The 21,348-nt window shown below is 66.1% G+C and carries 20 protein-coding genes; 6 read left to right on the top strand and 14 right to left on the bottom strand.

Annotated features, from left to right (window positions below):
- Position 1 precedes the first annotated feature (1 nt).
- From rsmG to CFB47_RS00500, 6 genes are all read right to left on the bottom strand, one after another.
- The gene (gene rsmG / locus CFB47_RS00525; RefSeq protein ID WP_089460244.1) at positions 2-688 is read right to left on the bottom strand and encodes a 16S rRNA (guanine(527)-N(7))-methyltransferase RsmG; all 687 of its coding nucleotides are present in this window, start codon (positions 686-688) and stop codon (positions 2-4) included.
- On the bottom strand, positions 685-2,655 hold the full coding sequence (gene mnmG, locus CFB47_RS00520) for a tRNA uridine-5-carboxymethylaminomethyl(34) synthesis enzyme MnmG (protein WP_089460243.1): 1,971 nt from the start codon (positions 2,653-2,655) through the stop codon (positions 685-687). Before mnmG ends, rsmG begins: the two co-directional genes overlap by 4 nt.
- A 591-nt stretch (positions 2,656-3,246) precedes the next feature.
- Positions 3,247-4,002, bottom strand: a complete 756-nt coding sequence (locus CFB47_RS00515; protein WP_089460242.1) for an ABC transporter ATP-binding protein — start codon at positions 4,000-4,002, stop codon at positions 3,247-3,249.
- On the bottom strand, positions 4,002-5,786 hold the full coding sequence (locus tag CFB47_RS00510) for an ATP-binding cassette domain-containing protein (protein WP_089460241.1): 1,785 nt from the start codon (positions 5,784-5,786) through the stop codon (positions 4,002-4,004). Before CFB47_RS00510 ends, CFB47_RS00515 begins: the two co-directional genes overlap by 1 nt.
- A 4-nt stretch (positions 5,787-5,790) precedes the next feature.
- Positions 5,791-6,846 (bottom strand): branched-chain amino acid ABC transporter permease, encoded by a 1,056-nt coding sequence (locus CFB47_RS00505; protein WP_089460240.1) that lies wholly within the window; start codon positions 6,844-6,846, stop codon positions 5,791-5,793.
- A gap of 207 nt (positions 6,847-7,053) precedes the next feature.
- Complete coding sequence (locus tag CFB47_RS00500) at positions 7,054-8,211, bottom strand: ABC transporter substrate-binding protein (protein ID WP_089438910.1); 1,158 nt, start codon at positions 8,209-8,211, stop codon at positions 7,054-7,056.
- 335 nt (positions 8,212-8,546) lie between these two features.
- On the opposite strand from CFB47_RS00500, the gene CFB47_RS00495 reads away from it, so the two are divergent.
- Positions 8,547-8,831: a hypothetical protein gene (locus CFB47_RS00495; protein ID WP_089455332.1), complete on the top strand. Its 285-nt coding sequence runs from the start codon at positions 8,547-8,549 to the stop codon at positions 8,829-8,831.
- A gap of 505 nt (positions 8,832-9,336) precedes the next feature.
- Here the strand turns inward: CFB47_RS00495 and CFB47_RS00490 are convergent.
- The 6 genes from CFB47_RS00490 to CFB47_RS00465 all read right to left on the bottom strand — a co-directional run bounded on the left by CFB47_RS00490 (position 9,337) and on the right by CFB47_RS00465 (position 16,289).
- Positions 9,337-10,311, bottom strand: a complete 975-nt coding sequence (locus CFB47_RS00490; protein ID WP_039351467.1) for a branched-chain amino acid ABC transporter permease — start codon at positions 10,309-10,311, stop codon at positions 9,337-9,339.
- Positions 10,311-11,195, bottom strand: coding sequence for a branched-chain amino acid ABC transporter permease (locus CFB47_RS00485; protein ID WP_011350508.1), 885 nt, complete (start codon positions 11,193-11,195; stop codon positions 10,311-10,313). The genes CFB47_RS00490 and CFB47_RS00485 overlap by 1 nt, the downstream gene beginning before the upstream one ends.
- Before the next feature lie 128 nt (positions 11,196-11,323).
- Positions 11,324-12,523 carry an ABC transporter substrate-binding protein gene (locus CFB47_RS00480; protein WP_089438907.1) on the bottom strand — a complete coding sequence of 400 codons (1,200 nt, stop codon included), beginning with the start codon at positions 12,521-12,523 and terminating at the stop codon, positions 11,324-11,326.
- A 77-nt stretch (positions 12,524-12,600) separates the two neighbouring features.
- Complete coding sequence (locus CFB47_RS00475; protein ID WP_039351472.1) at positions 12,601-13,356, bottom strand: ABC transporter ATP-binding protein; 756 nt, start codon at positions 13,354-13,356, stop codon at positions 12,601-12,603.
- A complete protein-coding gene (locus tag CFB47_RS00470; RefSeq protein ID WP_021160426.1) occupies positions 13,353-14,132 on the bottom strand; it encodes an ABC transporter ATP-binding protein in 780 nt (259 codons plus the stop codon). The genes CFB47_RS00475 and CFB47_RS00470 overlap by 4 nt, the downstream gene beginning before the upstream one ends.
- Positions 14,133-14,603: 471 nt before the next feature.
- Entirely contained in the window at positions 14,604-16,289 is a 1,686-nt protein-coding gene (locus CFB47_RS00465; protein WP_089455331.1) for a GMC family oxidoreductase, read from the bottom strand.
- 169 nt (positions 16,290-16,458) lie between these two features.
- On the opposite strand from CFB47_RS00465, the gene CFB47_RS00460 reads away from it, so the two are divergent.
- Positions 16,459-17,358 carry a LysR family transcriptional regulator gene (locus CFB47_RS00460; protein WP_089460239.1) on the top strand — a complete coding sequence of 300 codons (900 nt, stop codon included), beginning with the start codon at positions 16,459-16,461 and terminating at the stop codon, positions 17,356-17,358.
- Positions 17,359-17,595: 237 nt separating this feature from the next.
- Positions 17,596-18,129 (top strand): class IV adenylate cyclase, encoded by a 534-nt coding sequence (locus CFB47_RS00455; RefSeq protein ID WP_089460238.1) that lies wholly within the window; start codon positions 17,596-17,598, stop codon positions 18,127-18,129.
- A gap of 65 nt (positions 18,130-18,194) precedes the next feature.
- On the opposite strand, the gene CFB47_RS00450 is transcribed toward CFB47_RS00455, so the two are convergent.
- On the bottom strand, positions 18,195-18,680 hold the full coding sequence (locus CFB47_RS00450; protein ID WP_006408082.1) for an Lrp/AsnC family transcriptional regulator: 486 nt from the start codon (positions 18,678-18,680) through the stop codon (positions 18,195-18,197).
- A gap of 139 nt (positions 18,681-18,819) precedes the next feature.
- Between CFB47_RS00450 and phhA the strand changes: the two genes are divergently transcribed.
- Together phhA and CFB47_RS00440 are read left to right on the top strand one after the other, a co-directional pair.
- Positions 18,820-19,713 carry a phenylalanine 4-monooxygenase gene (phhA, locus tag CFB47_RS00445; RefSeq protein WP_089461324.1) on the top strand — a complete coding sequence of 298 codons (894 nt, stop codon included), beginning with the start codon at positions 18,820-18,822 and terminating at the stop codon, positions 19,711-19,713.
- 161 nt (positions 19,714-19,874) lie between these two features.
- Entirely contained in the window at positions 19,875-20,183 is a 309-nt protein-coding gene (locus tag CFB47_RS00440; protein WP_011350499.1) for a 4a-hydroxytetrahydrobiopterin dehydratase, read from the top strand.
- Positions 20,184-20,275: 92 nt separating this feature from the next.
- Here CFB47_RS00440 and CFB47_RS00435 read toward each other — a convergent pair whose 3' ends face one another.
- Complete coding sequence (locus CFB47_RS00435; RefSeq protein WP_089438903.1) at positions 20,276-20,506, bottom strand: DUF3717 domain-containing protein; 231 nt, start codon at positions 20,504-20,506, stop codon at positions 20,276-20,278.
- 122 nt (positions 20,507-20,628) lie between these two features.
- On the opposite strand from CFB47_RS00435, the gene CFB47_RS00430 reads away from it, so the two are divergent.
- Positions 20,629-21,321, top strand: a complete 693-nt coding sequence (locus tag CFB47_RS00430; RefSeq protein ID WP_006401494.1) for a response regulator transcription factor — start codon at positions 20,629-20,631, stop codon at positions 21,319-21,321.
- The last annotated feature ends 27 nt before the right edge of the window (positions 21,322-21,348 follow it).

Genomic DNA, 21,348 nt, shown 5'->3' with positions numbered 1-21,348 from the left:
TTCAATTCGCTTCGTCGACGGCCACTTCGATCAGATGCCGTTCGGCATCGAGCATCGGCACCGCCAGCCGTATCGTCTGCTTCACGCGGCTGCCTTCCGGCAATCGCGCAATCTCGTCGTCCGGGTGGACGCCCTTCATCGCCCAGATCGATCCGCCCGGCGCGACCAGATGTCGAGCAAGTTTAACGAAGTCGGATAGATCCGCGAAAGCGCGGGATACGATCATGTCGAATTTATCCGGCACTTCGACACCCGGCTGCAGCGATTCGACCCGGCCGGTGACCACCGACAGGTTCGCGAGCTTCAACTCCGCGCGCATCTGAGTCTGGAAGGCAGACTTCTTCTGCACGATATCGTTCAGCGTGACCTGCCAGTCCGGCTCGACGATCGCCAGCACGATACCCGGCAACCCGCCGCCCGAACCGACGTCGAGCACGCGGGCCGATGCACGGCCGCGCAGATGCGGGACGATGGAAAGCGAATCGAGGATGTGCTGGATCAGCATCTGCTTCGGGTCGCGGATCGCAGTCAGGTTGTAGACCGCGTTCCACTTGCCGAGCAGCGCGACGTAGTCGAGCAGCTGGTTGAGCTGTGCATCCGTCAGCGTGAGGTCGAGCGCCGTCGTGCCTTCGACGAGCATCTGTTCCAGTACGTCCCGATTAACCGCCGGCGCGCGACGCACCGTCATTGTTGCGTCGGGACGGCGCCGTCCCCCTGCTCCGTTGCCTCTGCGGCAGTGCCATTACGGCGCCCCAGGCCGCGGCGCTTCAGGTGCACCATCAGCAGCGAGATCGCAGCCGGCGTGACGCCCGAGATGCGCGATGCCTGCCCGATCGTTTCCGGCCGGAACTCGTTGAGCTTCTGGCTCACCTCGAACGACAGGCCGCGAACTTCGCGGTAATCGATACCGTCCGGCAGGCGCGTGTTCTCGTTCGCGTCGTTGCGTTCGATCTCGGAGGCCTGACGCTCGATATAGCCCTGATACTTGATGCCGATCTCGACCTGCTCCTTGATCTGCTCCAGCATCACCGGATCGTCGGCCAGCGGCTCTGCGGGGCCGCATTCGCCGCCCTTCAAGCCACACACGCCGTCGTAGCTGATACCCGGACGGCGCAGCAGCTCGGCGAGGCTGTATTCGTGGTCGATCGCCTTGCCGAGGAGCGCGGTCGCCTCTTCCGGCGGCAACGTCTTGGGCGTAACCCACGTCGACTTCAGGCGTTCGGTTTCACGTGAAACAGCGTCGCGCTTCCGGCTGAATGCGTCCCAGCGCGCGTCGTCGACGAGCCCCAGTTCGCGGCCGATCTCGGTCAGGCGCATGTCGGCATTGTCTTCACGCAGGCTGAGGCGATACTCGGCGCGGCTCGTGAACATCCGGTACGGCTCGGCCACGCCACGCGTCACGAGATCGTCGACCAGCACGCCGAGGTAGGCCTGGTCACGACGCGGGCACCACGCGTCCTTCTCTTGCACGTAGCGCCCTGCATTGAGGCCGGCCAGCAGGCCCTGCGCGGCCGCTTCTTCGTAGCCGGTCGTCCCGTTGATCTGGCCCGCAAAGAACAGGCCGTTGATCGCCTTCGTCTCGAGCGACGCCTTCAGCGCACGCGGATCGAAGTAGTCGTACTCGATCGCGTAGCCGGGGCGGAGGATATGCGCGTTCTCGAGGCCGCGCATCGAATGCACGAGCTCAAGCTGGACATCGAACGGCAGGCTCGTCGAGATCCCGTTCGGGTAGAACTCGTTGGTCGTCAGCCCTTCCGGCTCCAGGAAGATCTGGTGCGATTCCTTCGACGCGAACCGGTGAATCTTGTCCTCGATCGACGGGCAATAGCGCGGCCCGACGCCTTCGATCACGCCTGTATACATAGGCGAACGGTCGAGACCACCGCGAATGATGTCGTGCGTCCGCTCGTTCGTGTGCGTGACCCAGCACGGCAGCTGCTGCGGATGCTGCTCCGCGCGGCCCAGGAACGAGAAGACGGGGATCGGATCGAGATCGCCCGGCTGTTCGGTCAGCTGCGAGAAATCGATCGAGCGGCCATCGATACGCGGCGGCGTACCGGTCTTCAGGCGGCCCTGCGGCAGCTTCAGCTCCTTCAGGCGCGACGACAGCGACACAGCCGCCGGATCGCCCGCGCGGCCGCCCGTGTAGTTGTTCAGGCCGACGTGGATCTTGCCGTCGAGGAACGTGCCGGCGGTCAGCACGACCGCGCGGGCGCGGAAGCGGATGCCGATCTGCGTGACGGCGCCCACCACACGGTCGCCTTCGACCATCAAGTCGTCGACAGCCTGCTGGAACAGCCAGAGATTCGGCTGGTTCTCGAGCCGGTGGCGGATCGCGGCCTTGTACAGGATACGGTCGGCCTGCGCACGCGTCGCGCGCACCGCCGGACCCTTCGACGAATTGAGGATCCGGAACTGAATGCCGCTCTCGTCCGTCGCGGCTGCCATTGCGCCGCCCAGCGCATCGACTTCCTTGACCAGATGGCCCTTGCCAATGCCGCCGATCGACGGATTGCAGCTCATCTGCCCAAGCGTTTCGATGTTGTGGGTCAGCAGCAGTGTCTTTGCGCCCATGCGGGCGGACGCCAGCGCAGCTTCGGTACCGGCATGACCGCCACCGACGACGATGACGTCAAATTCTGTGGGAAAAAGCATGGTGGATTCCGTACGCAGGGCTGCGCACGAACCTATCAGAGAAATGTATGGGGCGAATTATAGCGGGTTCGCTTTTCACCCGAATGCCGTCCGAATGGTAGGGTCTGTGCATTTCGTCGATTTTTCGACGTCGGACCGATGAATCCGTGGTTCAGCGCCCATGCCTGCGAAGCTTCCGGGCCCTCCCACCGCACATCGTTGCGCCTGTGCAGAGATCCATTTGTCGGGAAATTTCACGTGGAACATACAACCCGTTCGAGGCCTGTGTCCTGCCCAACACCCGGGCGAAACACCCTGCACCTCTTCCTCACAGAATTTCCATCGGTTCGCTCGGCACTTATCCCCTGTGACCCGGCACATCATCGTTCTGTGGAACGCGTGGCAACCTACCCCGATCGACAAACCAGATCGCCATCTGCACGCTGGATGCCTCCACCTGCCGCCACTGCACAGCACTTTTGATTGTTCCTCCGGTACTTATCCCCTGATTGCTAACCGCCGATGCATTGGAGGTCGGATCTCGACTCAAAAACAAAAGCGGCGTGTTTCACGTGAAACACGCCGCCCGTTTCCCTCCCACCGAGCCACCGATCAAGCCGTTTTCTTCGCCAGCCCGAGGTAGGTTTCGATCACGCGCGGATTCTGTGCGAGGTCGGCCGCTGGCCCCTCCAGCGCAAACTCGCCCGTCTCCAGCACGTAGCCGTAGTCGGAGATCTGCAGCGCTGCCCGCGCATTCTGCTCGATCAGCAGCGTCGCCACGCCCGTCCCACGCAACGCGCTGATGATATGAAAGATCTCCTTCACGATCAGCGGCGCCAGCCCGAGACTCGGCTCGTCGAGCATCAGCAGGTCGGGCTTTCCCATCAGCGCCCGGCCAACCGCGAGCATCTGCCGCTCCCCGCCGGACAGCGTGCCGGCCGCCTGCTTGCGCCGCTCCTTCAGCCGAGGAAACAGCGCAAACACGTGATCGAGCTGGTCGAGGAAGTTCGCTTCACCTGCCAGCTTGCGCCGATACGCGCCCAGCACGAGGTTGTCTTCGACCGTCATCGTGCTGAACAGCTCACGCTTTTCCGGCACGAGGCACATCCCGCGTGCGACGCGCTGCTCGACCGGCAATGCACCGACATCGTGACCGCGATACACGATCGCGCCCGACGCATGCCCGGTCACCGGCAGCGCGCCCATGATCGCGTTCAGCAGCGTCGACTTGCCGGCTCCGTTCGGCCCGATCACGCTGACAATCTGCCCCGCACCAACCTTGATCGCCGCGCCGTGCAGCGCCTCCACCTTCCCGTACCGGACAGCCAGCCCGCGCACGTCGAGAATTGGCATCGTCGTGTCTGTCATCACTCCACCCCGCCCAGATACGCTTCGAGCACCGCCGGATCCTGCTGCACGTCCTGCGGCAGCCCTTCCGCGATCCGTGTGCCGAATTCCATCACCACCAGCCGGTCGGTGAGATTCATCACGAAATCCATGTCGTGTTCCACGAGCAACACGCTCATGCCCTCCGCCTTCAGCCGCCGCAGCAGGTCGGCGAGTTGCTGCTTCTCCTGGTAACGCAGCCCGGCGGCCGGCTCGTCGAGCAGCAGCAGCGTCGGGTCGCAGCACAACGCCCGCGCGATTTCGAGAATCCGCTGCTGGCCCAGCGCGAGGCTGCCCGCTTCGTCGTACATGTGCTTCTCTAGCCCGACGCGGCGGATCTGCTGGGCGGCCTCGGCGAGCAGCTGCGCCTCCTCGTGGGCATTGAGCCGCGCGACGCTACGCCACACGCCGGTATGGCCACGCAGGTGCGCGCCGATCGCGACGTTCTCGAGCACCGTCATCGCCGGCAACAGCTTCACGTGCTGGAACGTCCGACCGATGCCGCGGCGGACGATCTGGCGCGAGGTGAGCCCGTCGATGCGCTCGCCACGGAACGTGATCGTGCCGCCCGTCGGCTTCAGCACGCCCGTCACGAGGTTGAACGTGGTCGACTTGCCCGCGCCGTTCGGGCCGATCAGCCCGATGATCTGCCCCGCTTTCACGTCGAAGCTGACGTCGTTGACGGCCACGAGCCCGCCGAACTGCTTGCGTGCGTTGTCGACGACGAGCAGCGGCTCGCCGGCCACGGGCTTCGCGCGTAGCGGCAACGGGTCGGCGTGCTCGGGCACATGCGCCCGCGGCCCGCGCGGGAACAGCCTGGCGACGAACGGCCACACGCCCTGGCGCGCGTACTGCAGCAGCAGCACCATCAGCACGCCGAACACGATGATCTCGAAGTTGCCTTCCGAACCGAGCAGCTTCGGCAGCAGCGTCTGCAGGTAGTCCTGCAGCACGGTCAGGATCGCCGCGCCGAGCACGGCGCCCCACACGTGCGACACGCCGCCGACCACGGCCATGAACAGGAACTCGATCCCGTGGTTCAGCCCGAACGGTGTCGGGTTCACCGCACGCTGCAGGTGTGCGTACAGGAAGCCCGAGATGGCCGCGAGCACGGCCGCATAGACGAAGATCACGACGCGCATCCAAGCGGTGTTCACGCCCATCGCCTCGGCCATCACGCCGCCGCCGCGCAGCGCACGAATCGCGCGGCCCGGACGGCTGTTCAGCAGGTTTTGCACCGACACGATCGCGGCCAGCACGACGGCCCAGATCAGGAAATACAGGCTGCGGCCGCTGTCGAGCGTGATGCCGAACAGGTTCAGCGCCGGAATCCCGTTGATCCCGTCGTACTTGCCGAGCAGTTCGAGGTTGCCGAACAGGTAGAACAACGCGAGGCCCCACGCGATCGTGCCGAGCGGCAGGAAGTGGCCGGACAGCCGCATCGTGACCGCACCGAGCACGAGCGCGACGAGCGCCGTCAGCACGACGCCGACGATCAGCGCGAGCCACGGTGACACGCCGTAGCGCGTCGTCAGGAACGCGGTCGCGTAGGCGCCGATGCCGACGAACGCGGCCTGCCCGAAGCTCGTCATCCCACCGACGCCCGTGAGCAGCACGAGCCCGATCGCGACGATCGCGTAGAGGCCGATGTAGTTCAGCAGCGTGATCCAGTATTCAGGCACCTGCAGCGCGCCCGGCAGCACCGGCAGCGCGAACAGCACCACGAGAAACACCCAGAAGGTCTTGTTGCGTACCATCGTCTTCATCGTGTCACTCCTCTTCGTCTTCCGCGTGCGGCGTGACGAAGCTCCGCCACAGCAGCACCGGAATGATCAGGGTGAACACGATCACCTCCTTGTACGCGCTCGCCCAGAACGACGAATACGATTCGAGCACGCCGACGAGCAGCGAGCCGGCGGCCGCGAGCGGATAGCTGACGAGCCCGCCGATGATCGCGCCGACGAAACCCTTCAGGCCGATCAGGAAGCCCGAGTCGTAGTAGATCGTCGTCAACGGGCCGACGAGGATCCCGGACAGCACGCCGAGCCCCGCCGCGAACGTGAACGCGAGCCGCCCGGCCTCGGTCGTGCCGATGCCGACGAGCCGCGCGCCGAGCCGGTTCACCGACGTCGCGCGCAGCGCCTTGCCGGCGATCGTGCGGCCGAAGTACACGTAGAGCGCGCCGATCAGCACGAGCGCCGTCACGACGACCAGGATGCTCTGCACCGACACGGTCATGCTGCCGATCGACAGCGACGCATCCGAGAAGCCATTGGTGCGCGAGCCTTCGGCGCCGAACATCACGAGCCCCAACCCGACCATCGCGAAGTGGACGGCGACCGACACGATCAGCAGCAGCAGCGTCGTGCCTTCGGCGATCGGCTGGTAGACGAGCCGGTAGACGAACGGCCCCATCGGCACGACGATCGCGAGCGTCAGCGCGATCTGCGCGAGCATCGGCAGCGGCTGCATCGCGAAGCTGCGCGTGATCGCGAACACCGCGAGCGGCAGCAGGACGTAGCGGCTGCCGAGCGTCGCGAGCGTGCGGCCGAGCTGATGGCGCCGTTCGCGATGCCGGATCAGGCCGCCGACTTCGAGCAGGAAGCACGCGATGCCCATCACGAACAGCAGCCAGCAGGTGGCGGGAAATTTCTGCGCCTGCAACGCGGCAAGCGTCAGCGCACCGTAGGCGACGAATTCGCCCTGGGGAATGAAGATCACCCGCGTGACGGAAAACACCAGCACGAGCGCCAGCGACAGCAATGCATATATGGCGCCGGTCGTGATGCCGTCTTGCGCGAGGATCGCTGCAATCGAGAGATCCATACGTTTCGTGTATCGAGAAGGCTGCGGAGAAACGAAAGACAGGAACGGCCGGGGCGCACGGGCCGCAAGATCGGCGCGTCGGGCGCCACGCAGCGAGCCCCTGCGGTTCCACACGACATGGGCATGGTCGCGGCCCGTCGGGCCCGGCGCCCTGCCGACGGCATGCACGACGCCTGTCGCGCCGCGCACGCCGGTTTCACGTGATGCTTACTCGGCCTGCAGCTTCCACTTGCCGTCGACGATCTGCACCATCACGCGCGCACGCGTGTCGAAGCCGTTGTGGTCGGTCGGCGTCATGTTGATCACGCCGTGCGACACGGGCAGGTCCTTCACGTTCTCGATCGACGCGCGCAGCGCCTCGCGGAACGCCTCGGTGCCCGGCTGGCCCTTCTTCAGCGCGTCCGGAATCGCACGCTGCAGCAGCAGCCCGGCATCCCACGCATGGCCGCCGAACGTCGCCAGCGAGCCCGCGCCGTACGCCTTCTCGTACGCGGCCTTGTAGCCGAGCGCCGGCTTCTTCACCGGGTTCGAATCGGGCAGCTGGTCGGTCACGAGCACCGGGCCGGCGGGCAGGATCTCGCCTTCGCAATCCTTGCCGCACACGCGCAGGAAGTCGTTGTTCGCGACGCCGTGCGTCTGGTACACCTTGCCCTTGTAGCCGCGCTCCTTCAGCGTCTTCGCCGGCAGCGCCGCCGGCGTGCCGGAGCCGGCGATCAGCACCGCATCCGGATTCGAGCCCATCAGCTTCAGCACCTGCCCCATCACCGACGCGTCGGTGCGGTTGTAGCGCTCGTTCGATACCAGCTTCAGCCCGTTCTTCGCGGCCGCCGCATCGAACGTCTTGTACCAGCTGTCGCCGTACGCATCGGCGAAACCGATGAAGCCGACCGTCTTCACGCCGTGCTTCGCCATGTAGCCGGCGATCGCGTCGGCCATCAGCTGGTCGTTCTGCGGCACCTTGAACATCCATGCGCGTTTCGCGTCCATCGGCGAGATGATCTGGGCGCTCGCCGCGAGCGAGATCGTCGGCGTCTTGCCCTGCGACACGGGGTCGAGCATCGCGAGCGAGTTCGGCGTGACGGACGAGCCGATGATCGCGTCGACGTGATCTTCATCGATCAGCTTGCGCACGTTCTGCACCGCGCGGCTCGTGTCGGAGGCGTCGTCGAGCACGATGTACTGCACGCTCTTGCCGGCAATTTCCTTCGGCAGCAGCGCGATCGTGTTCTTCTCCGGGATCCCGAGCGACGCGGCCGGCCCGGTGGCCGACAGCGTCACGCCGATCTTCACCTGCGCCGACGCCGTTGCCGCCGCGCACACGAGGCCCGCGGCGAGCACGGCCTCCATCCATCGATTCATCTTCATTTACGTTGTCTCCAAACGCTGCTCGAAAAATCCGCGGGTCGCTCGGGCGGCTCCCGGTCCTCAAACAAGTTAATAAATTAACTATCTCGCCATACCGCGTCTACGCTCGTTTTCCCGTGAAACACCCCATCTTCAACGGCACCCGGACGGAACCACGCACGGACGCACCGGCCGGCAGTCGAAACGGTCGTTCGACCGTCACGATGCGCAGCGGCGGTGTCGTCTGGATGAAGAAAGCGGAGAAAGGCGGAATCGTGTGCGCAATCGATGCATGCGCAACGATCAAGGAAAGGCACGTCGATCCGGCCTGATGCGGCCAGACCCACGCGCGGCACATGATCGGAAAGCCGGCCGCTCATGCGAATACGGTTGCGAATATCGATACGGATGCGCACGCAACGACCGGCAATGGCGCCGGAACGCGTCTACCGGCCGCAGAACGGCTCGGGAAGGCCGCGGCGACAGCAGCCCAACCCCACGACGAACGAACGGCACCTGCCGCCCTTCCTGCCCCGATCCATCGTGCTGCGCTGCTCATCCAACCGTACTCCCTCTTCTGCATTCTGCTTGTAGGAGAACTGCCGACCGATTTTCCCGACCGCGCGGTCGGCGAAAGCTGAGTGTAACGGACGCGTTTTGCGCACGCCAACCGGGTTAGCCCGAACGGCCGGGGCACGGCTGAGCATCGTCTGCGAACGAATCGAGGGAAAGCGGAAAACGGGAAAACGGGGGACGCGGCGAAGCGCGGAAGAAACGCGGGGCGAACGCAGGCGCGGAATACGGCCGCCGCGCAGGCCGATGCACCAACAGCGGAAATCCGTGCACGCAAATGAAAAAGCGCTGTTGGATTCCGTCCAACAGCGCTTTGGGGTCCGGGCACTTTGTGCCTCGATTGTCTCCTCGTTCTCCACCTGCAAATTCGTTTCGCGGTGCATCAGAACTAGAGTGAATCTTAAAGAGGCTTAAGCACCACGGCAACTTAGCATTTACCCCTATGGTGCATTGCCGCACGAAAATGGGGCACCAGCCTGCCGCGCGGCGTCGGCCCGAACCCGCTCCTGCGCCCTTCCCGAGCATGCCGGATGGTGCTTCGCATCAACGCCCGGTGACGCACGCCGTCCGCATTCAGGACGCCCTGAGCGGCTTGATCCGCGCAACCATCTCGCCGACGATGCCGCGCCGGAATGCGAGCACGCATGCGATGAAGATCAGCCCGGTGACGATCGTCGCCGATTCGCCGAGCGAATGAAACCACGCGACGCCCGTCGTCGACGCGAGCCATTCGCCGATGTCGCCGAGCCGGTCTTCCAGCGCGACGATCAGCGCCGCGCCCAGCAGCGGCCCGAACAGCGTGCCCATTCCGCCGACGAGCGTCATCAGCACGACGAGGCCCGACATCGTCCAGTAGGCGTCCGACAGCGTCTCGAAGCCGAGCACGAGCACCTTCAGCGAGCCGGCCAGCCCCGCGATGCCCGCCGACAGGATGAACGCGAGCAGCTTGAAGCGGTCGGTGTCGTAACCGAGCGAGATCGCGCGCGCTTCGTTCTCCTTGATCGCGACGAGCACCTGGCCGAACGGCGAATGCACGACCCGCACGATGAACGCGCACGCGGCGACCACCACGGCCAGCACGACGTAGTACAGCGCGACGTCGTTCGACAGGTCGAGCAGCCCGAACAGATGGCCGCGCGGCACGCCCTGCAGCCCGTCCTCGCCGTGCGTGAACGGCGCCTGCAGGTAGATGAAGTAGACCATCTGCGCGAACGCGAGCGTGATCATCGCGAAGTAGATGCCCTGCCGCCGGATCGCGAACAGCCCGACGACGAGCCCGAGCAGCGTCGCGGCAACGGTGCCGACCAGCACGCCGAGCTCCGGCGTGAAACCGAGCGTCTGCATCGAATAACCGGTCGCATAGCCGGCGGTCGCGAGGAACATCGCATGGCCGAACGACAGCAGCCCCGTATAGCCGATCAGCAGGTTGAACGCGGCCGCGAACAAAGCGAACGTGAGCACCTTCATCACGAACACCGGATACGCGCCGATGAACGGCGCGGCGAGCAGTGCGGCGAGCAGCACGCCGTAGAGCACTTTTCTCTGCATCATTTTTCCTTGCCGAAGAGGCCCGCCGGGCGGAACAGCAGCACGATCGCCATGATCACGAACACGACCGTGGCCGACGCTTCGGGGTAGAACACGCGCGTGAAGCCCTCGATCACGCCGAGCAGCAGGCCCGTGACGATCGAGCCGAGGATCGAGCCCATCCCGCCGATCACGACCACCGCGAACACGGTGATGATCATCGGCTGGCCCATCAGCGGCGACACCTGGATCACCGGCGCGGCCAGCACGCCCGCGAACGCGGCGAGCGCGACGCCGAAGCCATAGGTGAGCGTGATCATCATCGGCACGTTCACACCGAACGCCTCGACGAGCTTCGGGTTCTCGGTGCCCGCCCGCAGGTAGGCGCCCAGGCGCGTCTTCTCGATCACGAACCACGTCGCGAGACACACCGCGAGCGACGCGACCACCACCCACGCGCGGTAGTTCGGCAGGAACATGAAGCCGAGGTTGGTGGCGCCGGACAGCTGCGACGGCACGTCGTACGGCTGGCCGGACGAGCCGTAGATCGACCGGAACACGCCTTCGACGACCAGCGTGAGCCCGAACGTGAGCAGCAGCCCGTACAGGTGATCGAGCTTGTACAGCCAGCGCAGCATCGAGCGTTCGATCAGGATCCCGAACGCGCCGACGACCAGCGGCGCGATCACGAGCATCGCCCAGTACGGCAGCCCGAAATACGACAGGCCCATCCACGCGAGCATCGCGCCCAGCATGAACAGCGCGCCGTGCGCGAAGTTGATCACGTTGAGCAGCCCGAAGATCACCGCGAGCCCGAGGCTCAGGATCGCGTAGAACGAGCCGTTGACGAGCCCGAGCAGCAACTGGCTCAGCATCGCCGGCAACGGAATGCCAAAGATTTCCATCGACTTAGCCGTCAGAATGAGTTTCGTTGCGCACGCAACCTTCATGCGTCGCACGCGCGGGCGGCGCAGCGGGCACATCGCTGCAGCCGCCACCGAGCGGCGCGCCCGCGCGCGCCGCTACGCCCTGCCTACTTCCACAACGCGCAGCGCGTTTCCTGCTTGGTCCCGAACGCCTGCTCGCCCGGAATCGTCGCGAGCACCTTGTAGTAATCCCACGGCTCCTTCGATTCCGCCGGCTTCTTCACTTCCATCAGGTACATGTCGTGGATCATGCTGCCGTCCGTGCGGATGTAGCCCTTTGCATAGAAGTCGTTGATCTTGATCTTCTTCAGCTCGGCCATCACCTTGTCGGAATCGGTCGTGCCGGCGGCCTGGACGGCCTTCAGGTAGGTCGTCACCGACGAGTAGTCGGCCGCCTGCAGGCTCGACGGCATCTTCTTCATCTTGCCGAAGTAGCGCTGCGCCCACTGGCGCGACGCCGCATCGCGGTTCCAGTACCAGCTGTCGGTCAGCACCAGGCCCTGGGTCGTCTCGAGGCCGAGGCTGTGCACGTCGTCGATGAACATCAGCAGCGCGGCGAGCTTCATCGTCTTCGTGATGCCGAACTCCTTCGCGGCCTTGATCGAGTTGATCGTGTCACCGCCCGCGTTCGCGAGGCCGAGGATCTGCGCCTTCGACGATTGCGCCTGCAGCAGGAACGACGAGAAGTCCGACGCGGACAGCGGGTGGCGCACCGCGCCGAGCACCTGACCGCCGTTCGCCTTCACGACGTCCGACGTGTTCTTCTCGAGCGCCTTGCCGAACGCATAGTCGGCCGTCAGGAAGAACCACGACTTGCCGCCCTGCTTCACCACCGCCGAACCGGTGCCCTTCGCGAGCGCCATCGTGTCGTACGCGTAGTGGACCGTGTACGGCGTGCACTGCTCATTGGTCAGCGTGTCGGCGCCCGCGCCGATGTTGATGTAGACCTTCTTCTTCTCGGCCGCGACCTGGTTCATCGACAGCGCGGTGGCGGAGTTCGTGCCGCCGACCAGCAGGTCGAGCCCGCCGCGGTCCATCCATTCACGCGCCTTCGACGCGGCGATGTCGGCCTTGTTCTGGTGATCGGCATAGACGACCTCGATCGGCTTGCCGAGCACCTTGCCGCCGAAGTCGGCCACTGCCATGCGGATCGCCTCGAGGCCGCCCTGCCCGTCGATATCCGCGTAAAGCCCCGACATGTCGGTGATGAAGCCGATCTTCACGGTATCCGCCGCGTGTGCGGCGCCGGCGGTGAACGCGGCAGTCGCGAGCGCGAGACAGGCCTGTGCGAGGGTCTTCATTTTCATTGACGTCTCCTGTTGTTCTGATGCGTTGTGGTTGTTCGAGGGCCGCCACGGCTAGCGGCAAGGGAAACGGGGCGGCGTCACACCCCAAGCAGGTCGTGCAGGGTCGGCATCTTGCTTTCCAGTTCGGCCGCCTGGAAATGCTCGACGATGCTGCCGTGCTCCATCACGTAGAAGCGGTCGGCGAGCGGCGCGGCGAAGCGGAAATTCTGTTCGACCATCACGATCGTGTAGCCGCGCGCCTTCAGCGCGACGATCATCCGCGCGAGCGCCTGCACGATCACCGGGGCGAGGCCTTCGGAAATCTCGTCGAGCAGCAGCAGGTTCGCGCCGGTGCGCAGGATCCGCGCGACCGCGAGCATCTGCTGCTCGCCGCCGGACAGACGCGTGCCCTGGCTCTGCCGGCGCGACGCGAGGTTCGGGAACATCGCGTAGATCTCGTCGATCGGCATCGCGTGCTCGCGCGGCCCGATCAACGGCGGCAACATGAGGTTCTCCTCGCACGACAGGCTCGAGAAGATCCCGCGCTCCTCCGGGCAGTAGCCGATGCCGTAATGCGCGATGCGATGCGTCGCGAGGCCGATCGTCTCGTTGCCCGCGACCTTGATCGACCCGCTGCGGCGGCCCGTCAGGCCCATGATCGCGCGCAGCGTCGTCGTGCGGCCCGCGCCGTTGCGGCCGAGCAGCGTGACGACTTCACCGCGATGCACCGTCAGGTCGACACCGTGCAATATGTGGGATTCCCCGTACCAGGCCTCCAGGCCCGTGATCTCCAGCGCGGGCGTACCGCTTTCGACGCCGCTCAATTCGCGTTCCTCCCGTTCGCTGTGCTTCATGCGTGCGCCCCCGCGAGCGCCGCGTCGGCGCTGCCCATGTAGGCCTCGATGACGAGCGGATTCTTCGACACTTCCGCATACGAGCCTTCGGCCAGCACCTCGCCGCGTTGCAGGACGGTGATCGTGTCGGAGATGCCCGCGATCACGTTCATGTTGTGCTCGACCATCAGGATCGTCCGGCCGCTCGCGACCTTCTTGATCAGCGCGGTCACGCGATCGACGTCCTCGTGGCCCATCCCCTGCGTGGGCTCGTCGAGCAGCATCAGTTCGGGCTCCATCGCGAGCGTGGTCGCGATCTCCAGCGCGCGCTTGCGGCCGTATGCGAGCTCGACGGTCGGCACCTGCGCGAAATCGGTGAGGCCGACCTGCGTGAGCAGGTCCATCGCGCGGTCGTCGAGCCGCTTCAGCGTGCGTTCGCTGCGCCAGAAATGGAATTCGGTGCCGAGCGCGCGCTGCAGTCCGATGCGCACGTTCTGCAGCGCGGTCAGGTGCGGAAAGACGGCCGAGATCTGGAACGATCGGATGATGCCGCGCCGCGCGACCTGCGCGGGCCGCTCGTCGGTGATGTCGATGCCGTTGAAGACGATCTGGCCGGCCGTCGGCGTCAGGAATTTGGTGAGGAGGTTGAAGCAGGTGGTCTTGCCCGCGCCGTTCGGCCCGATCAGCGCATGGATCGCACCGCGACGCACACGCAGGTTCACGCCGTTGACGGCCGTGAAACCCCTGAATTCCTTGGTCAGTCCGCGTGTTTCCAGAATCGTGTCGCCGAGAATCATGTTCCCTTCCGTACGAAGTCAGGCGAAGCACCGGGAAAATTCGCGAGAAGCGTCCGCGAAACAGGTCAGCGGATGAGCGGGCCGCCCCGGGCGCCGTGTTACGCCTCGAGGGTGGTCTCCCGCGCCGACGCGTATGCACACTGCGCCACATTGTCTCGCCGTTGGTGCAGTGCAATCATCGGGATTTGCACTTATAGGGCGGGCCGCCCTGTCGCACGCGGCTATGCACGGTTTTACACGCCGTTTTTTTGACACGTGCATCATCGTGCGTTGACCTCCTCCGCACGGTCCGGCACGCACGCAACAAAAAAGCCGTGCGGCTGCACGGCTTGCATGGATCTTGCGGGACGAACCGGCGTTAGTCGCTTCTATCGGCCCCCTCGGCACCGCTGCTGCAACGGCAGTTTGTTTCGCAGATCGAATCAGCGGGCGTCCTCATGACGGCCCGCTGTCGCACGTGTCAGCGTTCCGTCACGCGGCTGTCACCGCCGGCTCCGTGCGCACCGGTGTCGCTTCGCGCGCCGCACGGCGATCGGCACGAATCATGTCGCTCGCGCGCTCGGCGATCATCAGCGTCGGCGAATTGGTGTTGCCCGACGTAATGAACGGCATCACCGATGCATCGACGATTCGCAGCCCGGCGATGCCGCGTACGCGCAGCCGGCTGTCGACCACCGCGCGCTCATCGTCGGCACGCCCCATCCGGCAGGTGCCGACCGGATGGAAGATCGTCGTGCCGACGGCGCCGGCCGCCTCGATCAGCTCGGCTTCGCTTCGATACTGCAGGCCCGGCAGGATCTCCTCGGGGCGATAACGCGCGAGCGCCGGCGCCGACGCGATCCGGCGCGTGAGCCGCAGCGCGTTCGCGGCGACGTGGCGATCGTGGTCGGTCGACAGATAGTTCGGCGCAATCGCGGGTGCCGCGCCCGGATCGGCGCTCGCGATATGCACGCTGCCGCGCGACGTCGGCCGCAGATGGCATACAGACGCCGTAAACGCGTTGAAACTGTGCAGCGGCTCGCCGAAGCGCTCGAGCGACAACGGCTGCACGTGGTATTCGAGATCGGGGCGCGTGAGCGCGGGATCGTCGGGATCGGATTTTGCGAATGCGCCGAGCTGCGACGGCGCCATCGACATCGGCCCGCGCTGCAGCAACGCATATTCGGCGCCGATCATCAGCTTGCCCCACCAGTGCGCGGACAGCGTGTTGAGCGTGCGCACGCCTTCGACGCGAAACGCCATCCGCAATTGCAGGTGGTCCTGAAGGTTTTCGCCGACGCCCGGCAGATCCTGCACGACGTCGATACCGAGCGCCTGCAGCCGCCGGCCGTCGCCGATACCCGACAGTTCGAGCAGCTGCGGCGAATTCACCGCGCCGGACGTCAGCAGCACCTCCGAACGCGCCCGCGCGACGTAATCGGTGCCGCCGCCGCGGTATTCGACGCCGACCGCGCGCCGCCCGTCGAAGATCACGCGCTGCGCCTGCGCGCCGGTGATCACGGTCAGGTTCGGGCGCGCCATCGCGGGCCGCAGGAACGCCTTCGACGTATTCCAGCGCACGCCGCGCTTCTGGTTCACCTCGAAATAGCCGACCCCGGCATTGTCGCCGCGGTTGAAATCGTCGGTTGCCGGGATGCCGGTCTGCTGCGCGGCCTGCGCGAACGATTCGAGAATCTCCCAGCGCAGCCGCTGCTTCTCGACACGCCAGTAGCCGCCCGCGCCGTGCGCATCGCTCGCGCCCGCATGGTGATCCTCGCTGCGCTTGAAGATCGGCAGCACGCTGTCCCACGACCAGCCGGCGTCGCCGGTTTCCTGCGCCCAGCTGTCGTAATCCTCGCGCTGGCCGCGCATGTAGATCATCCCGTTGATCGACGAGCAGCCGCCGAGCACCCGGCCGCGCGGATACGACAGCGCACGGCCGTTGAGCGCCGCTTCGGGTTGCGTCTTGTACAGCCAGTCGGTGCGCGGGTTGCCGATGCAATACAGATAGCCGACCGGGATGTGGATCCAGTGATAGTCGTCCTTGCCGCCCGCTTCGAGCAGCAGCACGTGGATGTCGGGATCCTCGGTCAGGCGGTTCGCGAGCACGCAGCCCGCGGTGCCCGCGCCGACGATCACGTAATCGAATTCGCCTTCTAGCGTGCGTTGGGTGGTCACGGTTTGTCTCCTGTCACGCGGCGCAACGCCGCGCGTCATTTTCAGCATAGTGCGTCGCGAGCCGCGCTTGCGGCCCCGCGCCACGACCGATGAAGCGTACTCCGGCCGCCGGCCGCCGATCCAATGAGTTATGCTGAACTGCGTTATAAGCTGCGCTCATATCACGACGATGGATCTCACCCTGCTCCGCGCGTTCGCGACGGTCGCGCGCGAAGGCAACCTCACGCGCGCCGCCGTGCAGCTGCACCTGACGCAGCCGGCGGTCAGCCTGCAGATCAAGCATCTGCAGGAAACGTTCGGCGTCACGTTGTTCACGCGCACGTCGCGCGGCCTCGCGCTCACGCGCGACGGTCAGACGCTGCTGCCGCATGCGGAACGTGCGCTCGCCGCGGCCGCCGACGTGCAGCGCGCGGCTGCTGCGCTGCGGCACGAGGTACGCGGCCGGCTGCGGATCGGCACGATCCTCGACCCGGGCTTCCTGCGGCTCGGCGGCTTCCTGCGCGCGCTCGTCGAAACCCATCCGCAGATCGAGACGGCGCTGCGGCACGGGATGTCGGGCTGGGTGATCGAACAGGTGCGCACGCGGGCGCTCGACGTCGGCTACTACATCGGCCGGCCGGGCGAAGACGATCCGCTCGACGGCGCGCTGTTCCACACCGTCACGCTCACGCATTTCCAGTACCGCGTGCTCGCGCCGGCCGGCTGGAAGGAGCGCGTGCAGCGCGCCCACGACTGGCGCGCGCTTGCCGCGCTACCGTGGATCTGGACGCCGCCGGCGTCCGCCCACCACCGGTTGCTGTCGCGACGCTTCACGGAGGCCGGCGCGCAGCCGCTCAAGGTGGCCGAGGTCGACCAGGAGCAGTCGATGCTCGACCTCGTCAAATCGGGGATCGGGTTGACGCTCGCGCGCGACTCGACCGCGCTGGCCGAAGCGCATGCGCATGCGCTGACGATCGTCGAGCCGGTGACGGTGCCCACCGAGCTGACGTTCGTGACGCTCGCCGAGCGGCGCGACGAACCGGCGATCGCTGCGGCGCTGCGGCTGATCGAAGCGCAGTGGGCGATATGAGGGCTGCTGATAGCGCGGGGGGCCGGCCGCGCACCGGGCGCCAACGCCCGACACGTCGCCGGTCGGCAGCCGGCGACCGTGCGGGCCCTCACGCGTGCGGGAATGGGGAAATCACGGAAGCCGAACCTCCCGGCCGCGGCGTGTCGCCGCGTCGCGCCGGTCGTCACGCCACCTTCGCGGGCTTTTTGCTAGATTGTGCGTTCGCACACCGCGAGACCCCGATTGAAGGAGACCCGCATGGCCCGCAACATCGAGATCAAAGCCCGCGCCCGCGAATTCGACCAGCTGCGCGAACAGGCGGCCAGGCTCGCGACCGAAGCGCCGCTGTTCTATCGCCAGCAGGATTTCTTCTATGACGTGCCGCGCGGCCGGCTGAAGCTGCGCCGCTTCGAGGATGGCACGCCGGCCGAACTGATCTTCTACCAGCGCGACGACCGCGACGGCCCGAAGGCGTCGTACTACACGCGCAGCCCGGTGACGAACCCCGACGCGATGCACGCGCTGCTCGCCACCGCGCTGACCACGCGCGGCATCGTGACGAAGGAACGGCACGTGTACCTCGCGGGCCGCACGCGCATCCACCTCGACCGCGTCGACGGCCTCGGCGATTTCATCGAACTGGAAGTCGTGCTCGGCCCCGATGACGACGAAGCCGGTGGCGAAGCCGAAGCGCACGACGTGTTCGCGAAGCTCGGCGTGGCGCAGGACGACCTCGTCGCCGTCGCGTACGTCGACCTGCTGAACGCCGACACGCCGCACGAAGCGGCCTGATCCGGCCCTGCCCCGAGGCGGCGCACCCCGCGCCGCCTTCCCCCTGCCGCCGCGCGGTGGCCGCGTCAGGCGGCGCCGGGCGCCAGGTGCGCGAGCGGCAGCGCGCCGTTGCGCTTGAAGGTCGTCAGCACGATGTTCGAGCGCACGCTGTCGACACCCGGCACGCGCATCAGCTTCTTCATCACGAACTGCGACAACGCGTTCAGGTCGGGCGCGACGATCCGCAGCAGGTAGTCGGCATCGCCCACCACCGCATGGCATTCGAGCACCTCGGGCAGCACGTCGATCTGCTGCTGGAACTGCTCGATGATCGAGTCGCCGTGGTGCTTGAGCTTGAGGCTCGTGAACGCGGTGACGCCGAGCCCGAGCTTTTCGGGGCGCAACATCACGCGGTAGCCTTCGATCACGCCGGCCGCCTCGAGCCGCTGCAGCCGCCGGCCGATCTGCGACGGCGACAGCGGCACCTCCTCGCCGAGCTGCTGATGCGTCGCGCGGCCGAAGCGCTGCAACACGTCCAGCAGCGCGAGATCGAAGTGATCGAGTTCCAGCATGAGCATTCTCCGCATTGATTCGTGATTTGATGCGAGATTATCGCATCATCGAGCGAATCAACGCCAACTATGCGCCCATTCCGCGCGCCGCCCGCTCTACACTTGCATGGTTCCCAACCGCCACGTGCAGAGCCAGATCATGTCCACCGTCGTCACCGCGAAACTGCAGGAGCAGTTCGATGCGGGCCTCGAAACCCGCGCCGATTTCACCATCGACCAGCCGCTCGCGCGTTACGGCCAGGTCGACCACGCGGTGTGGAAGCAGCTCTATGCACGCCAGTCGGCGCTGCTGCGCGGTCGCGCCTGCGACGCGTTCGTCACGGGGCTCGGGAAGATCGACCTGCCGGCCGATCGCGTGCCGTCGTTCGCCGACGTGAACCGTCAGTTGAAACCGGCGACGGCCTGGGAGATCGTCGCGGTGCCGGGCCTCGTGCCCGATCGTGTGTTCTTCGAGCATCTCGCGAACCGGCGCTTCCCCGTCACCTGGTGGATGCGCCGCCCCGACCAGCTCGACTACCTGCAGGAACCCGACTGCTTCCATGACCTGTTCGGCCACGTGCCGCTGCTGATCGACCCGGTGTTCGCCGACTACATGCAGGCATACGGCCGCACCGCGCTCGCGGTCGCCGACGATGAAGCGGCGCTGGCGCGCCTCGCGCGGCTCTACTGGTATACGGTGGAATTCGGGCTGATTCGCGATGCGCGCGGCACGAACGGGCTGTCGATCTATGGCGCCGGGATCGTGTCGAGCAAGGGCGAAAGCCTGTACAGCCTCGAAAGCGCGGCGCCGAACCGGCTCGGCTTCGACCTCGAGCGCGTGATGCGCACGAAGTACCGGATCGACACGTTCCAGAAGACCTACTTCGTGATCGACGATTTCGCGCAGCTGTTCGCGCTCGCCGACGTCGACGGCCGTGCGCTGGCCGACCGGCTGGCGGCGTTGCCGGAGTTCGCGGCCGGCGCGGTGCTCGATACCGATCGCGTGCTGCATCGCGGCACGGGCGACGGCTGGCCCGACGACGCGGACGCGTGACGCTCGAGGGCGCCGGGACGCGCCGCCGGCGGTCTCCCGACGGCCGTCCCCGGATGCCCGTCGCCGGATGGCCGTCCCACAACTATGAAACAATGACCGATGCCGGCTTCGCCGCGCGGCGCAGCCGCGCGCGGGCGCCGTTACCGACCGAGAGGTGCAAGATGATCCACAAGCTCACATCAGAAGAACGCAAGACCCGGCTCGAAGGCCTGCCGCTCTGGACGGCCGTCCCGGGCCGCGATGCGATCCAGCGCAGCCTGCGCTTCGCCGATTTCAACGAAGCGTTCGGCTTCATGACGCGCGTCGCGATCAAGGCGCAGGAAATGAACCACCATCCGGAATGGTTCAACGTGTACAACCGCGTCGACATCACGCTGTCGACCCACGATGCCGACGGCCTGACCGAACGCGACATCGAACTGGCGCTGTTCATCGACCGTGCCGGCGCGCACGCGCAACCGGCCGCCTGAGGCCTTCCTCTACCGCCGCGCGTCTTTCGATGCGCGGCGCGTCAACTTTTCATTTCGATGAACGTTTTCTAGGATGTAGTGAGCGAAAGCCTTCAGCTTTCCAAGCCATCCTTAAGGCGCACGTAAGTCTCGTACGCATTCCGTGCCTTGGGGTCCAATCCTTCCAGTTGTAGCGCGCTTTGGCGCTGTACAATCAGCAGCGCATACGGCTTGGAAAGCGCGCTGGCCTCTTCGCAGAGTTTGAGTTCGTCGCCGCTCGACGGCGAGCGGGCGCGCCAGAAATTGATCGCGGCTTCTAGGTCGTTGATCGAAATATCGGACATGTTTGGATTTAAACGTTCGCTGGCCGCCATGCTTGATGTCAGGTGTTGCGGCGCCCCTGTGGAAACGGCGTCGTGCTGTCCGCGTGCCTGAACCGCCAACCCATTGTACTTGAGCGAACTTCATGCGACTCCTTCTGATCGAAGACGACCGCCCCATCGCACGCGGTATCCAGAGCAGCCTCGAGCAGGCTGGCTTCACCGTCGACATGGTGCATGACGGCATCTTTGCCGAACAGGCGCTGGCACAGAACCGCCACGAACTCGTGATCCTCGACCTCGGCCTGCCGGGCATCGACGGGATGACGCTGCTCACGCGCTTCCGCCAGACCAACCGCCACACGCCCGTCATCGTGCTGACCGCACGCGACGAGCTGAACGACCGGATCCAGGGCCTGAACTCCGGCGCCGACGACTACATGCTCAAGCCGTTCGAGCCGGCCGAGCTCGAAGCGCGCATCCGCGCGGTGATGCGCCGCAGCGGTCCGCACAGCGACATGCCGCGTCCGGAAGTGTCGCTCGGTGGCGTCCGCCTGTCGGGCGTCGACCGCCGCATCTTCAACGACGACAAGCCGCTCGAACTGTCGCCGCGTGAATTCGCGGTGCTCGAGATGCTGCTGCTGCGTCACGGCCGCGTGGTCAGCAAGGCCCAGCTGCAGGATCACCTCACGCACTTCGGCGGCGATCTCGGCGACACCGCGATCGAAGTCTACGTCCACCGCGTGCGCAAGAAACTCGAGCAGTGCCGTGTCGAAATCGTCACGGTGCGCGGCTTCGGCTACCTGCTGCAGGAAATCCGCCAGACGGCGAGCGTCTGAGCGGCAGTGCCCGCGCGCCGGCCGGCC

Source organism: Burkholderia sp. AU27893, assembly GCF_002223205.1.
Taxonomy (GTDB): Bacteria; Pseudomonadota; Gammaproteobacteria; order Burkholderiales; family Burkholderiaceae; genus Burkholderia.
This window is presented reverse-complemented; position numbering and strand designations above follow the sequence as displayed.